14 protein-coding genes are annotated in these 15,038 nt (G+C 64.4%); 13 read left to right on the top strand and 1 reads right to left on the bottom strand.

Annotation, left to right across the window (positions count from 1 at the left end; all coding sequences use genetic code 11):
• The first annotated feature begins 20 nt into the window (after nt 1-20).
• Nucleotides 21-1,187, top strand: coding sequence for a M20 family metallopeptidase (locus RH858_RS11645; RefSeq protein WP_259533096.1), 1,167 nt, complete (start codon nt 21-23; stop codon nt 1,185-1,187).
• A 39-nt stretch (nt 1,188-1,226) separates the two neighbouring features.
• Here RH858_RS11645 and purB read toward each other — a convergent pair whose 3' ends face one another.
• Complete coding sequence (gene purB, locus RH858_RS11640; RefSeq protein WP_259533097.1) at nt 1,227-2,681, bottom strand: adenylosuccinate lyase; 1,455 nt, start codon at nt 2,679-2,681, stop codon at nt 1,227-1,229.
• A 188-nt stretch (nt 2,682-2,869) separates the two neighbouring features.
• Here purB and purN point away from each other — a divergent pair, with 188 nt between their 5' ends.
• From purN to RH858_RS11580, 12 genes are all read left to right on the top strand, one after another.
• On the top strand, nt 2,870-4,498 hold the full coding sequence (gene purN / locus RH858_RS11635) for a phosphoribosylglycinamide formyltransferase (protein ID WP_259533098.1): 1,629 nt from the start codon (nt 2,870-2,872) through the stop codon (nt 4,496-4,498).
• A 106-nt stretch (nt 4,499-4,604) separates the two neighbouring features.
• Nucleotides 4,605-5,018 (top strand): NADH-quinone oxidoreductase subunit A, encoded by a 414-nt coding sequence (gene ndhC, locus RH858_RS11630; RefSeq protein ID WP_259533099.1) that lies wholly within the window; start codon nt 4,605-4,607, stop codon nt 5,016-5,018.
• Complete coding sequence (locus RH858_RS11625; RefSeq protein ID WP_259533100.1) at nt 5,015-5,716, top strand: NADH-quinone oxidoreductase subunit B; 702 nt, start codon at nt 5,015-5,017, stop codon at nt 5,714-5,716. The genes ndhC and RH858_RS11625 overlap by 4 nt, the downstream gene beginning before the upstream one ends.
• Nucleotides 5,713-7,383 (top strand): NADH-quinone oxidoreductase subunit D, encoded by a 1,671-nt coding sequence (locus tag RH858_RS11620; RefSeq protein WP_259533101.1) that lies wholly within the window; start codon nt 5,713-5,715, stop codon nt 7,381-7,383. The genes RH858_RS11625 and RH858_RS11620 overlap by 4 nt, the downstream gene beginning before the upstream one ends.
• A complete protein-coding gene (locus RH858_RS11615) occupies nt 7,380-8,441 on the top strand; it encodes a complex I subunit 1 family protein (RefSeq protein WP_259533102.1) in 1,062 nt (353 codons plus the stop codon). The genes RH858_RS11620 and RH858_RS11615 overlap by 4 nt, the downstream gene beginning before the upstream one ends.
• Nucleotide 8,442: 1 nt before the next feature.
• Nucleotides 8,443-8,904: an NADH-quinone oxidoreductase subunit I gene (locus RH858_RS11610; protein WP_259533103.1), complete on the top strand. Its 462-nt coding sequence runs from the start codon at nt 8,443-8,445 to the stop codon at nt 8,902-8,904.
• 125 nt (nt 8,905-9,029) lie between these two features.
• Complete coding sequence (locus RH858_RS11605) at nt 9,030-9,290, top strand: NADH-quinone oxidoreductase subunit J (RefSeq protein WP_259533104.1); 261 nt, start codon at nt 9,030-9,032, stop codon at nt 9,288-9,290.
• Complete coding sequence (locus RH858_RS11600; RefSeq protein ID WP_259533106.1) at nt 9,287-9,664, top strand: proton-conducting membrane transporter; 378 nt, start codon at nt 9,287-9,289, stop codon at nt 9,662-9,664. Before RH858_RS11605 ends, RH858_RS11600 begins: the two co-directional genes overlap by 4 nt.
• On the top strand, nt 9,664-9,966 hold the full coding sequence (gene nuoK / locus RH858_RS11595) for an NADH-quinone oxidoreductase subunit NuoK (RefSeq protein WP_259533107.1): 303 nt from the start codon (nt 9,664-9,666) through the stop codon (nt 9,964-9,966). Before RH858_RS11600 ends, nuoK begins: the two co-directional genes overlap by 1 nt.
• A gap of 4 nt (nt 9,967-9,970) precedes the next feature.
• A complete protein-coding gene (gene nuoL / locus RH858_RS11590) occupies nt 9,971-11,983 on the top strand; it encodes an NADH-quinone oxidoreductase subunit L (protein WP_259533108.1) in 2,013 nt (670 codons plus the stop codon).
• Nucleotides 11,983-13,506, top strand: coding sequence for a NuoM family protein (locus tag RH858_RS11585; protein WP_259533109.1), 1,524 nt, complete (start codon nt 11,983-11,985; stop codon nt 13,504-13,506). The genes nuoL and RH858_RS11585 overlap by 1 nt, the downstream gene beginning before the upstream one ends.
• Complete coding sequence (locus RH858_RS11580) at nt 13,506-15,023, top strand: NADH-quinone oxidoreductase subunit N (RefSeq protein WP_259533110.1); 1,518 nt, start codon at nt 13,506-13,508, stop codon at nt 15,021-15,023. Before RH858_RS11585 ends, RH858_RS11580 begins: the two co-directional genes overlap by 1 nt.
• The last annotated feature ends 15 nt before the right edge of the window (nt 15,024-15,038 follow it).

Raw genomic sequence — 15,038 nt, 5'->3', positions numbered from 1 at the left:
GTTTCCCCCGTTTCGTATCCGTGAATGAACACTCCCCGGAGTTCGATCCGATCGCGTTCCTCGAAGACGCAGTACAACGACCGTCCAATGAGAGTGTCGAGGACGTCACCGCGTTGCTCGTGGAAACCATCCGGAGCCACACCAATCCCTCCGTCGAGGTGACCACCGACGACCACGGGAACACGCTCGCCCGGAAACAGTCGGGGGCACCCGAGGCCGGCCCACACCTGGTCTTCAACACGCATCTCGACACGGTATCCCCACACGTCCCCTTCGAACGGGACCGGGCCGGAACCGGCGACGACCGGAGCGACGTGATCCGCGGTCGTGGCGCCTGCGACGCCAAGGGCCCGCTCGCGGCGCTGCTTGCGGCGTTCATCTCGGCCCGGCCCGAAACCGGTCGACTCACCCTCGCGGTTACCCCCGACGAGGAGACGCTTTCGACCGGTGCGGCCGGGCTCACCGGCCGCCTGCCGGGCACCGACGACACGCTCGCAGGGGACATGTACGTGGTCGGCGAGCCGACCGAACTCGACGTCTGTACCGCAGCGAAGGGGCGGTTCCAGGGGACGATCGATCTCGACGGCGTGGGAGCCCACGCCGCGGAGCCCGAAAGCGGAGTCAACGCGGTTGCTGCGCTGGAGGGCGCCCTCGGCGCGATCAGGCAGTTCGACGAGGGGTCCAAGTCGCATCCGCAGCTGGGTTCCCCCTCGCTCGTCCCGACGACCGTCGACGGCGGCGAGTCGACGAACCAGGTGCCGGCGTCGTGTCACCTCGTCGTCGACCGTCGTCCGATCCCCCCGGAAACCGCAGCCGAGTTCGAAGCTGCGCTGGAGACCGCTGTCCGTGACGCGATACCGGACGACGTCGGTGTCTCGTTCGACCTCACGGATCGTCCGTCGCCGTTCCTCGAGTCGTTCGCTACCGACCCCGATCACGAACTGGTGGAAACGCTCTCGAAGGCTGCAGCTTCGACCGGGGACGGGGGCAACGTCCGCCCGTTCGCCGCCGCGACGGAGGCGTCCTATTTCGCCCCCGCCCCGACGGTCGTGTTCGGCCCGGGAAGTCTCGCAGACGAGAACGGGCCAGTTGCTCACGCCGATCGAGAGTACGTCCGTGTCGCGTCAGTTCGGCAGGCGGCCACGGCGCTGTCGAAAACGGTCGAGGAGCTTCTCGGACACCGTTGAGCGGACTCGGTGAAAGCGAAATCGACCAACCGACGTGGCTCAGTCGAGTTCGTCGACGAGGTCGTCGGCAAGACCCGTGTAGCCGGCCGGCGACAGCTCCTGTAGATCCGCACGCACCGACTCGTCCACGTCGAGTTCGGCGAACAGCTCACGGAACGCCTCGAGGGTGACGCGCTGCCCCCGAGTGAGCTCCTTTACTCGTTCGTACGCCTCGGTATCTCCCTCCCGCCGGAGAATCGTCTGGACAGCCTCGCCGATCACCTCGGGAGTTGCCTCGAGCTCCTCGCGCATCACCCGCTCGTTGGGCGTCACTTTCTCGAGCCCGTCCGCGAGTTTCGAGTAGGCGATCAGACAGTGCGCCAGGGCGGCACCGACGTTCCGTTTCACCGTCGAGTCCGAGAGGTCACGCTGGAGTCGGGAGGTGGTCACGTAGTCGGCGAGGAACGTGAGGTCGCTGTTCGCCTTCGAGAGATTCCCCTCCGCGTTCTCGAAGTCGATCGGATTCACCTTGTGCGGCATCGTCGAGGAGCCCGTCTCCCCCTCGGTGGCCTCCTGGCCGAGATACCGGTCGGAGACGTACAGCCAGGCGTCGAGCGCCAGGTCCCGCAGAACGTTGTTGACACCCCGGACGGCGTCGAACAGCTCCGCGAGGTCATCACAGGGGTTCACCTGCGTCGCGAGCGGACGGTGATCGAGTCCGATCGATTCGACAAACGACCGCGAGAACGACCGCCAGTCGACGTCCGGGTAGGCCGCGTGGTGGGCGGCGTAGGTTCCCGACGCGCCGGCGAGCTTGCCCGCGAGACTGTCGACGGCCGCGACGAGTCGAGCCTCGGTCTCGCGGGTTCTGGCGGCGTACACTGCCATCTCCTTGCCGAACGTGGTCGGCGTCGCAGGCTGACCGTGCGTGCGTGCAAGCATCGGGACGTCGCGGTGGTCGCGAGCCATCGACGCCAGCCTCTCTCGCACGTCACGTATCGCCGGGAGCACCACGTCCTCGAGAGCGTCACGGACGAGCAGACGGTGGGCGAGGTTGTTGACGTCCTCGCTGGTCAGCCCGAAGTGGATCCACGGGTACAGCCGTTCTGCGTCCTCGATCTCGTCTGCCGCCTCCAGATGGATCCTGAGGAAATACTCGACTGCTTTCACGTCGTGATTCGTCGGCTCGTACCCGTGGGACCCCTTCGTTTCGAGCCGCTTTACGAGGCGGGCGTCCTCGGCGTCGAACCCTTCGACGGCGTCCCGAATCGCGGCCCGGTCGTCCCGGGTGAGCGAAAGCGGGATCGCATCGAGATCGGCCAGCGCGAGGAGATACGCAGCCTCGACGTGGACTCGGGCCCGCATCAGCCCCGCCTCGCTCGCGTACGGCGACAGCGGCGTCGTTCTCCCCGCATAACGTCCGTCCAGCGGTGAAACGGCCGCGAGCGGATCCGATCGCGGGAGGTCCGACAGCGCACCCGTCCCCCAGGTCGACGGCTCGGTGTCTGTGGGCATGCCCGCTCGTGCCGTCGGGACGCGCAAAAGGCTGTCGGTGCGGCCAGCTCTCGGTGGCCACGGGCGTGCATATACTCCGGTAGTAGCTGCAATAATGACAGGTATGTATCCGAGAACGTGCGTATTTTCTCGAGACAAGGGAGGGGACGACCGGAACGGTTTTCCGAAGGCACGGGGAGTGATCACACATGGTGAAACTCGCTGGACTGGCGAGCAATCGGGGACGGAACCTGCTTCGGATCGACGAACTCGCGCCCGGCGGTGCCGAGTTCACCGTCGTGGTCACGAACCACGAGGGGGCGCCCGTGGTGGAGTCGGCCTCCGAGCGCGGAATTCCCACCGAGGTAGTCGAACGGGACGACGGCGAGTCGCGGATCGCTCACGAGCGCCGGTTGCTCGAGCGTCTCGAAGCGTACGACTTCGATCTGGTGTGTCTCGACGGCTACATGCGGGTGTTGACCGATGAGTTCCTGAACCAGGTGCCGGTAACTCTCAACGTCCATCCGTCGCTTCTGCCCGCGTTTCCCGGCGCGAACGCCCACGAGGACGCTCTCGAAGCGGGCGTCCGTACCTCCGGCTGTACGGTCCACGTCGTCACCGAGGAGGTGGACGGCGGGCCGATCGTGACCCAGGAACCGGTGCCGGTGTACGCGGACGACGACGAATCGACTCTCAAACGACGAGTGCTCGAGCGTGCCGAATACGTCGCGTATCCACGGGCAGTACGCTGGTTCGCCGAGGACCGCGTGGTCGTCGGTCACGACGGGGACGGTCGACCCACGCACGTCCACGTCGACGGCGACATAGACGACGCGTTTCCGGAACGCCGGATCGCCTCCAGCGACCGGGTTCGCAGGCTTCGCTACGGGGAAAACCCCCATCAGGAGGCGGCTGTCTATGCGGATCCGACCTGCAAGGAGCCGAACGTAGTGGACGCCAAGCAACGCAATCCCGGGGCAAAGGCGCTGTCGTACAACAACTACAACGACGCCGACGCCGCGTTGCGGCTCGTACGGGAGTTCGAGGATCCGGCCGCCGCCGTAATCAAACACGCGAATCCGGCCGGCTGTGCGACCGCCGACTCGCTCGCGGACGCCTACGACCGCGCGCTCAGAACGGACGCCAAGTCCGCGTTCGGAGGGATCGTCTCGCTCAACCGAACGTGTGACGTCGAGACTGCAGAGCGAATCGTCGACTCCTTCAAGGAGGTCGTGGTGGCTCCTGGATACACCGACGGCGCAATCGCGGTGTTGGGGGAGCGCACGGACCTTCGGGTGCTCGACGTCGGTCCGTTCGGCGAGGGATCGACCGACGGAACCACCGCCGAACAGACGGACCGGCCACCGATGACCGAAAAGCCGATCGTGGGCGGACGCCTCCTCCAGGAACGCGACGAGTGGGCCCCGTCGGCCGAGGAGCTCGAAGTCGTCACCGAACGGGAGCCGACCGACGCGGAGATCGAAACGATGCTGTTCGCCTGGAAGACACTCAAACACGTCAAATCGAACGGGATCGTCTTCGCGACCGGGACGGAGACGGTCGGACTCGGTGTCGGCCAGGTCAGTCGGGTCGACGCCGTGAACATCGCCGCGATGAAAGCCGAAAAGGACGCCGACGGGAAATCCGCCGAAGGTGCGGTGATGGCTTCGGACGCGTTCTTCCCGTTCCCCGACGGGATCGAAGACGCCGCCGAGTCCGGAATCGAAGCGGTGATCCAGCCGGGGGGCTCCGTCAACGACGCCGACGTGATCGAGGCCGCCGACGATCACGGGATGGCGATGGCGTTCACCGGTCGGCGGTGCTTCCGACACGACTGACAGCCGTGGGTCGGTTCCTCACGGTGATTTAAACACGTTCTCGACTAAGAATCAACCCTTATATATTGGGCCATCCAACCCTCGAGCGTTACGGAGAACTCCCCTAATGAGCTGGATAGCGATTGGCGCGCTCGCGGTGGTCGGACTCGTCATCGGACTGTCGATGATGGTGATATCCGCCCTGATCCGGCCGAGTGTGCCCGAACAAGGTAAAACCGCCATATACGAGAGCGGTGAGGTGCCGACCGGCACGGCGAGGCTGCGATTCAACATCCAATACTACATGGTTGCGCTGCTTTTCGTCGTGTTCGACATCGAGACGGTCATGCTGTTCCCGTGGGTGCTGGTGTATCGTCCGGCGCTGGAGCAAGGCGTCCCGGCGATGCAGCTGCTCGCCCCGATGTTGATCTTCGTCGGCATCCTGGTCATCGGTCTCGTGTGGGCGTGGCGCATCGGCGCGGTACAGTGGGTGAAATCACCGCGGGCGACCAGACGGAAGACGGAGCGTGATGCACAATGAGCACGGAACGAGAACCGTTCGTCGCCGACGAATCGAAGGTACAGACGGACACTCGCGACGCCCGGATGACGGGACAGGACAACCGATTTAACTCCCCCCTGCGGGACGCGCTCGGTTCCTCGCCGTTCATTCTCACGAAGTTCGACAAGTTCATGAACTGGGCGCGGGGGTCGTCGATGTTCATGCTGCAGTTCGGGATCGCCTGCTGCAGCATCGAGATGATGCACACCTACGCGGTCAAACACGACCTCGACCGCTTTCATGCGGGCGTCCCGCGCGCCTCTCCGCGGCAGGCGGACGTGATCATCGTTCCCGGGACCGTGGTATCGAAGTTCGCTCCGCGGATGAAGCGGGTGTACGACCAGATGCCCGAGCCGAAATTCGTCGTCGGAATGGGATCGTGTACTATCTCCGGCGGCCCCTTCCAGGAGGGGTACAACGTCGTCAAAGGCGCCGAGGAAGTCATTCCGGTCGACATCCACATTCCCGGCTGTCCTCCCCGACCCGAGGCGCTCATCTACGCGATCGCGAAGCTTCAAGAGCGCATCGCGAACGGCGAGTCCAGCCCCGTCACAGTGAAGCCGTACGAGCTCGAGCAGTTCGGCGACCTCGAACGGGACGAGATCGTCGACAAGCTGGCCGAACAGATCGACGAGGACGATCTGGTGATGCGTTACAACTGGGCTGATTCGCCATGAGCATGGAAAAACAGACGACCGAAACCGGACCGGAACCCATCGCACAGCAAGAGCCCGACGAACTGGAGTCGCTGCTGGGTGATCTGGTGCTCGAACGCGACGATCACGTCAACGCTCCCGGGTTCGTAATCCGCCCGGATCACGTTCAGGACACGCTCTCGCTGCTCAAGGAGGAGGCCGGCTTCGACCACCTCTCGTGTGTGACCGCCCAGGAGTACGAGGACCGTTACGAGTCGATCTACCACCTGAAGAAGTTCGACGATCCGACCCAGGAAGTCGACGTGGTCGTTCCCGCCGACAAGGACCGACCCGTCTCGGAATCGGCCGAGCCAGTGTTCAGGACGGCCGACTGGCACGAGCGGGAGGCGTACGACCTGGTCGGGATCGAGTACGACGATCACCCCGACCTCAGACGGATCCTGCTTCCCGAGACCTGGCAGGGACATCCGCTGTCGATGGACTACGACGGCAACCAGCCCCAGATCGTCCCACTGCGGGAACACGCCAACCCGCTACAGGAGGATCACATGGACGCCGAGGCGGACACGATGTTCCTGAACATCGGTCCCCACCACCCGGCGACCCACGGGGTGCTCCACCTCAAGTGCGTGCTCGACGGCGAGCAGGTTGCCGACGTCGAATGTGACATCGGCTACCTCCACCGGTGTGAAGAGCAGATGTGTCAGCAGGGCACCTATCGCCACCAGATCATGCCCTACCCGGATCGCTGGGACTACACACCCGGCGGAATATTGAACGAGTGGGCGTACGCGCGAGCGGCCGAAGATCTGGCGGACATCGAGGTCCCCGAGTACGCGCAGGTGCTCCGGACGATGAGCGCCGAACTCACTCGGATCGCTGCGCACATGCTTGCGCTTGGAACGTTCGGGCTCGACGTGTACGGCGACTTCACGGCGATCTTCATGTACGCCGTCAAGGAGCGCGAGAAGGTACAGAACATCCTCGAAGAGCTTACCGGCCAGCGGCTGATGTTCAACTACCTCCGGCTCGGCGGAGTCGTCTGGGACATCCCGGAGCCCCGCGAGGAGTTCTTCTCGATGACCAGGGACTTCCTCGACGAGCTCCCGGTCGCGATCCAGGAGTTCAACGACCTCGTCACCAGCAACGAGATCTTCCAGATGCGGACGATCGACACCGGCGTGCTCCCGCCGGAGGTCGCGAAAAACTACGGCGCCACCGGCCCGATCGTTCGGGGCTCCGGCGTCGATTACGACCTCCGCCGTGACGACCCGTACGGCTACTACGACGAGCTCGACTGGGACGTCATCACGATGGACGGCTGTGACAACTACAGTCGGGTGCTCGTCCGGATGAAGGAAGTCGAAGAGTCCGCGAAGATCATCGAGCAGTGCGTCGACCTGCTCGAAGACTGGCCCGAAGACGAGCGCAACATCCAGGCGAACGTCCCGCGGACCCTCAAGCCCGAGAAGGACAAGGAGATATACCGGGCAGTCGAGGGTGCAAAAGGTGAACTCGGCATCTACATCCGCTCGGACGGGACCGACAAGCCCGCCCGGTTCAAGATTCGGAGCCCGTGTTTCTCCAACCTGCAGACCCTGCCGGAGATGTCCACCGGGGAGTACATCCCGGACATGGTCGCGTCGCTGGGTAGCCTCGACATCGTTCTCGGGGAGGTGGACCGGTGACGCCCCTCCAGCTGTTCCCCGAACAGATCGCCGATCTGCTCGGGCTCGAGGGGTTGCTCGGTGCCGTCGTCGGAGGCGCCATCGGGGCGGCGTTCGTCGCGGTCGTCATGCTGAGCATGACCGCTCTCGCCGGCCCGTGGGCGAAACGGAAAATCACCGCGGCGTTCACCGACCGGTACTCGGTCGAACGGGTCGGACCGTGGGGCCTCGGGACGATCATCGTCGACTCGGTTCGCCTGCTGTCGAAGGAACTCATCATTCCCGACGGCGTCGAACGCCCGTCGTACGATCTCGCGCCGTTGATCCTGCCGGCGTCGGCGATTCTCGGCTTCGCGGTTATTCCGATGGGTGATCTCGGACCGTTCAACATCCATCTGGCCGATCCGGAAGTCGGACTGGTCTTGGTGTTCGCGTTCGCGTCCATCGCGTCGATCTCGCTCGTGATGGGTGGGTACGCCTCGAACAACAAGTACTCGCTTCTGGGATCACTGCGTGCGGTCGCTCAGAACATCGCCTACGAGATCCCGCTGATCCTCGCGGCGATGTCGGTGGTGATCTTCGCCGGAACGCTCCAGTTGGGCGAGATCGTCGCCGCACAGCAGACCGCACTCGTCACGATCGCCGGCTTCGAGATCCCGGCGTGGTACGCGATCGTCAACCCGTTCGCGTTCGTGTTGTTCCTTACGGCGAGCATGGCCGAGATCGGACGCAACCCCTTCGACATTCCGGAGGCGCCGACCGAGATCGTCGCAGGCTACCAGACCGAGTACTCCAGCGTCTACTTCGTGCTGTTCTACCTCGGGGAGTTCCTGCACATCTTCCTCGGCGGTGCGATACTGGCGACGGTGTTCCTGGGTGGCCCGGCAGGACCGGTCCTGCCGGGCTTCGTCTGGTTCATCATCAAGATCTGGGCGTTCTTCCTCTTGACCCAGTGGCTCCGCTCGGCAATTCCGCGGGTCAGGATCGACCAGCTGATCGAGATCGGCTGGAAGGGACTCCTCGTGCTCGCGCTCGCCAACTTCGTGTTGACCGCGGTTATCGTGGGGGTGATCGTCTGATATGATCGGACTGCTCAAATCGATGGCGGTGACGATGAAACACGCACTGGACGGCAAGAAGTTCACAGTGAAATATCCGGAAGAGGAGCCGGAAGTGAGCCCGCGTTTCCGCGGAGTCCACAAGTACAGCCAGGAGCGATGTATCTGGTGTCGTCAGTGCGAAGGCGTCTGTCCGAACGACACGATCCAGATCGTGATGGACGACCAGCGAAACGGCGAACAGTACAACCTCCACATCGGACAGTGCATCTACTGTCGGCTGTGCGAGGAGGTCTGTCCGACCGACGCGATACTGCTCACGCAGAACTTCGAGTTTACGGCGGACAGCAAACACGAGTTCGCCTACAATAAAGAACAGCTGAAGAACGTACCCTGGTATAAGGGGATTGACCCGCTCCAGGCGCGCGAATCGGACAAAAGCGCCTGGGTGGGCGAAGGGGACGGGGAGATCGACTACCAGTAAGAGTACGGGACCGATTCGCCCGTGGGTTCAAAGGGTCGCCGCAGCCGGGGGCCCGATTCCCGCACGGTGACAGCGGCGATCGGACTCGTAATCTTCAAAGGGATACCTCAAGCACACTTAACACAATGGTATATGAAATCGTCGCGTTCGCGCTGTTCGCCCTGGTGACAGTGGGGTTCAGCCTGGGCGTCGTCCTCGCACGGAACGTGTTCAACGCCGTGTTGATGCTGGGCGGCGCGCTGATCAGCGTCGCGGTGCATTACGTGATGTTGCAGGCGGAGTTCCTCGCCGCGGTTCAGATCCTCGTGTACGTCGGCGGGGTACTGGTGCTCATCACGTTCGCCGTGATGCTGACGCGCAACGAAACGGAGGTGGTAACGGCATGACAGGACGCAACCGGCTACTGCCGGGATTGGCCGCGGTCGCATTGTTCGTCGTGATGGCGGTCGTCTTCGTGACCGCACCGTTCGGGGCCGCCGCGGGCTTTCCGGAGGGAGAGTCGCTCGTGATGAACCTCGGATACGCCCTGTTCGATCTCGAGCTGGGCGGGATCCCCGCTGAAGGCTTCCTCGCGGCGTTCCTGATCATCGCGATCGCCCTCGACGTCGCGATCGACTCGGCGATCTTCCTCGCCAAACGCGAGGACGGTGGTCGGTTCGAGACCGGCTTCGGCGGCACAGACGACGAATCGGACGCTGCACCTGCCGGCGGTGCTGCGACGGCCGCCGACGGGGGCGCTTCCGAAGGGGGTGACGTCTGATGGTGTCACCGGAATACTACCTGCTGCTTTCGGCCGCAGTCTTCTCCATCGGTCTGTTCGGTGTTTTGACGCGGCGGAACGCACTGTACTTCCTGATGTCTGTCGAGTTGATGCTGAACGCGGCGGCCATCAACTTCGTCGCGTTCTCCCTGTACTGGGGGAACATGACCGGACAGACGTTCACGCTGTTCGTAATCGCGCTCGCGGCCGCGGAAGTCGCCGTCGGGCTCGGCATCATCCTCGTGCTGTATCGCAACTTCGGTGAACTGGACGTGACCAAAGCCGCAACGATGAGGTGGTAAATTCATGGCTGCATTCGACTACGTACCGGCGATCGTGTTGTTGCCGTTCGTGGCGTTCGTCATCAGCGTGTTCGCTGGACGACTGCTGCCGAAGAAAGGGGCCTTCGCCGGGATCGCCGCGACCGCCGGATCGCTTTTGTTTTCGATCTGGGTGGGCGCGTCGCTCGCGCTGGGGGCTGACCCGATCCAGGAAACGCTGTACACGTGGGCCGCGGCCGACACCTACGAGCTCACGTTCGGAATCCTGATCGATCCGCTCTCGGCGCTGATGCTCGTGATCGTGTCGCTGATCGCCTTCCTCGTCCACGTGTTCAGCCTCGGCTATATGAACGACGAGGGGGAACGCGACCTCCCGAGGTACTACGCCGGACTCGGGCTGTTCACGGCGTCGATGCTCGGGTTCGTCGTGGCGGACAACCTGCTGATGGCGTTTATGTTCTTCGAGCTGGTGGGGCTGTGTTCGTACCTCCTCATCGGCTTCTGGTTCCGCGAGGCAGGTCCGCCCAGTGCCGCAAAGAAGGCGTTCCTCGTTACGCGGTTCGGCGACTACTTCTTCCTGATCGGCGTGGTTGCCGTCTTCGCGACGTTCGGCACCGCCCAGTTCGCGGGCGCGGGCTCGTTCCCCGAACTGGCCGATCTCGCGATGCAGGGCGAAGAGACGATCTGGACGCCCGGCGACCTGGGCGTCGAGACCTGGCTGACGATCGTCGGCCTGCTCGTGCTGGGCGGCGTCGTCGGCAAGTCCGCGCAGTTCCCGCTGCACACCTGGCTGCCCGACGCGATGGAAGGCCCGACCCCGGTGTCGGCGCTGATCCACGCCGCGACGATGGTCGCCGCCGGCGTCTACCTCGTCGCGCGGATCTACGGGTTCTATGCAGTGACCCCGACCACGCTGGCGATCATCGCCTTTGTCGGCGGGTTCACCGCGCTGTTCGCGGCGACGATGGGCGTCGTCAAGGACGAACTCAAGCAGGTGCTCGCCTACTCGACGATCTCCCAGTACGGGTATATGATGCTCGCGCTGGGTGTCGGCTCCTACGTGGCCGCGACGTTCCACCTGATGACCCACGCGTTCTTCAAGGCGCTTCTGTTCCTCGGCGCCGGGTCGGTGATCATCGCGATGCACCACAACGAGAACATGTGGGACATGGGCGGCCTGAAAGACCGGATGCCGGTCACCTACTGGACGTTCCTCGCGGGGTCGCTCGCACTCGCGGGCATCTTCCCGTTCGCCGGCTTCTGGTCGAAGGACGAAGTGCTGTACGAGGCGTTCGTTCACGGCCTGAACGAACCGCTCCTGCTCGGTGCGTACGTGATGGGGCTTTTGGCCGTACCGGTGACCGCCTTCTACACCTTCCGGATGGTGTTTCTCACCTTCCACGGCGAGCCCCGGAGTGACCTCGCCGAGGACCCCCACGGCGTGCGCTGGAACGTGAAGTTCCCGCTCGTGGTGCTCGGCGTGCTGGCGGTCGTCGCTGGCTTCGTCAACATGGTCCCGGTCCAGAAGCTCACCGGGATCCAGCTGGACTATCTCACACAGTGGCTCGACTCCGGGTTCCCTGCGGTGAGCTACTCGCATTACAACGATCTCATTGCGTTCTCCGCCGGCACGATCGCGGACTCGCCGGAGGTAACCGTGATCGTCGCGGCCGGCGTGTCGCTGGGGCTGGCAGTGCTCGGGCTGCTCGTCGCCTGGCAGCTGTACAACGTCCCCGAGCCGACCGAACACACTGAGAAACTCGGAACGGTCAAAGACGTGCTGTACAACAACTACTACCAGGACGAATACCAGGTCTGGCTGGCGAACAGGGCGGCAGACGTCGCGGGCGCCGCGGATCGGTTCGACCAGGGCGTCGTCGACGGCGTCGTCAACGGCATCTCCTCGGTCAGCCTCGCTGCAGGGAGCCGCGTTCGGCGGCTCCAGACCGGCGTGGTGACCAACTACGCTGCGCTGCTTACACTCGGGCTCGTAGCGCTGATCGTGATCCTCGGCGTCGCAGGGGGGTGGTTCCTGTGATGCTCGAAGCGCTACTCGCCGTGACGTTCCTCTCGGCGTTCGTCGTGCTGCTGTCGCCCGACGAGTACGCCGGAAAGCTGGCGTTCGCACTGAGCCTGATCCCGCTTGCGGGCAGTCTACTCCTGTGGCGAGGATTCGACGCCGCCGGTAACGCGCTTACCGACGGGACGCTCGCGTTCGAGACGCAGGCGACGTGGGTCGAGTTCGCGGGCTACGAGATTCAGTGGTTCGTCGGACTGGACGGCATCAGTCTGCCGCTGGTCGTGTTGACGGCGTTCCTCACGACGCTTTCGATCGTGAGCGCCTGGACGCCGATCGACGAACGCCAGAGCCAGTTTTACGGCCTCATGCTGTTCATGGAGGCGAACCTGCTTGGTGTGTTCGTCGCGCTCGACTTCTTCCTGTGGTTCGTCTTCTGGGAGGCAGTACTTCTGCCGATGTACTTCCTGATCGGCGTGTGGGGCGGCCCGCGCCGGAAGTACGCCGCGATCAAGTTCTTCGTGTACACGAACGTGGCGTCGCTAGTAATGTTCATCGGCTACATGGCGCTGGTCTTCTCGCTGCCGGTCGAGACGTTCGGTCTGCCGGAGACGACCGCCGCGATCGCGGCAGGACAGATCGACCCCATCCTCGGCCTGGCGCCGTCGACGCTGCTTACGGCAGCGTTCGTCGCAATGTTCTTCGGGTTCGCGGTGAAGGTGCCGGTCGTCCCGCTTCACACCTGGCTGCCGGACGCCCACGTCGAGGCGCCCACGCCGGTGTCGGTGATGCTGGCGGGCGTCCTGTTGAAGATGGGCACCTACGCGCTGCTCCGGTTCAACTTCACGATGCTTCCCGAGCAGGCGTCCGCGCTCGCGATCCCGATCGCGATCATCGCGGTGCTCAGCGTGATCTACGGTGCGATGCTCGCGCTTGCCCAGCAGGACCTCAAGCGGATCGTCGCCTACTCGTCGGTGTCGTCGATGGGCTACGTCATCCTCGGACTCGTCGCGTTTACCGAGTACGGCGTCGGCGGCGCGACGTTCCAGATGATCGCCCACGGCCTCATCTCGGGGCTGATGTTCATGGCGGTCGGCGTCGTGTACAACGCGACCCACACCCGGATGGTGACCGACATGTCCGGGATGGCAGACAGGATGCCGATCGCGGTGTGGATCCTCGTTGCCGGCGCGTTCGCGTACATGGGCCTGCCGCTGATGGCCGGATTCGCCGGCGAGTTCTTCATCTTCGTGGGCTCGTTCGGCTCGCCGGCCGCCGCCGGACTGATGCCGCTGTTTACGGCGCTTGCGATGTTCGGCATCGTCATCGTCGCCGGCTACCTGCTGTTTGCGATGCAGAAGACGCTGTTCGGGCCGTACCGGCTGGAAGCCGACTACGACGTCGGGCGCGCTCCGGTTCACGACGTGCTGCCGCTTGCGGCGCTGCTCGCGGCGATCATCGTGCTCGGGGTCGTCCCCGACTTGTTCTTCGAGATGATTAGGGACGCAGTTATGCCGCTCGTCGAGAACGGAGGTGGACTGTAATGGTGGCACCCGAATCGGTGATGGCGGCCTCGGAGTGGTTCGCGCTCGCGCCGCCGGTCGTGTTGATCCTTACGGCACTCCTGCTGTTGACGGTCGACGCGATCCGCCCCGACGACCCGTCTAACGGACTGTTCGCGGGTATATCGGCGACCGGCGCGCTCGTTGCGCTGGCGTTTTCGGTGTGGTATCTCGTCGCCGGGGACGCCGTAAACGGGGGCGCGGTGACGTTCTTCAGTGACGCGATCGTCGTCGACGGAATGGCGCTGTTCTTCACCGCCATCTTCGCCTCCGTCGCGGCGATGGTCGTCGTCGCGAGTTTCAACTACCTCGAAGACCTCGACAACACCGCCGAGTTCTACTCGCTCGTGCTGTTTGCGACGTCCGGGATGGCGCTGATGGCCGTCTCGAACTCGCTGGCGACGGTGTTCGTCTCACTCGAACTGGCGTCGCTGCCGTCGTACGCCCTCGTCGCGTTCCTCAAGAGTGACAAGGGCAGCATCGAGGCAGGGACGAAGTACTTCCTCATCGGCGCGGTCTCGTCTGCGATATTCGCGTTCGGGATCTCGCTCGTGTACGCCGCGACTGGCTCGCTGCTGTTGCCGGAGGTCGCCGCCGGCCTCGCCGACGTCGACGGGCTGGCCGGCGTCGCCGGCATCGGTATCCTGATGGTGCTCGGCGGGTTCGCGTTCAAGACCGCCTCCGTCCCGTTCCACTTCTGGGCGCCGGAGGCGTACGAGGGCGCGCCCGCACCGGTGAGCGCCTTCCTCTCGTCGGCCTCGAAGGCCGCCGGCTTCGTGGTGGCGTTCCGGGTGTTCGTCGAAGCGTTCCCGCTTGCGACCGCGGCCGCGATCAACGTCGACTGGGCGCTCGCCTTTGCGATTCTGGCGGTCCTGACGATGACCGTCGGTAACTTCGCGGCGGCAGTCCAGGAGAACGTGAAACGGATGCTCGCGTACTCGTCGGTCGGGCACGCGGGCTACGCGCTGATCGGGCTCGCGGCGCTTTCCGCCGGCGGTCCCCACAACGCGGACGTGATGGGTGCGGCGATGACCCACCTTCTCGTTTACGGGTTCATGAACACCGGCGCGTTCCTGTTCGTCGCCATGGTCGAGTACTGGGGCGTCGGACGGACCTACGACGACTACGCCGGTCTCGCCCGGAAGGCCCCGATGGCCAGCGTCGCGATGACGGTGTTCATGTTCTCGCTCGCGGGGCTGCCGCCCTTCGGCGGGTTCTTCTCGAAGTACTTCCTGTTCGCGGGCGCGATCCAGAACGGCTTCGTCTACCTCGCGGCGGTCGGCGCGGTGAACAGCGCGCTGTCGCTGTACTTCTACAGCCGCGTGGTGAAAGCGCTGTGGATCGACGACCCCACCGGGAGCCTCGATGCGGTCGGCTCCCGACCGACCGGGATCTACGCGGCGATCATGTTCGCTGCCGTGGCGACCGTACTGCTGCTGCCGGGAATCGGCCCGGTCATCGAGACGGCGCAGGCGGTGGCGGCGGTCCTGTTCGCCTGATCGGCGACGACGGCT

This window comes from Halalkaliarchaeum sp. AArc-GB, from assembly GCF_031432225.1.
GTDB lineage: Archaea > Halobacteriota > Halobacteria > Halobacteriales > Haloferacaceae > Halalkaliarchaeum.
Note: the sequence above shows the minus strand (reverse complement) of the source record. Positions and strands in the feature narration are given on the sequence as shown.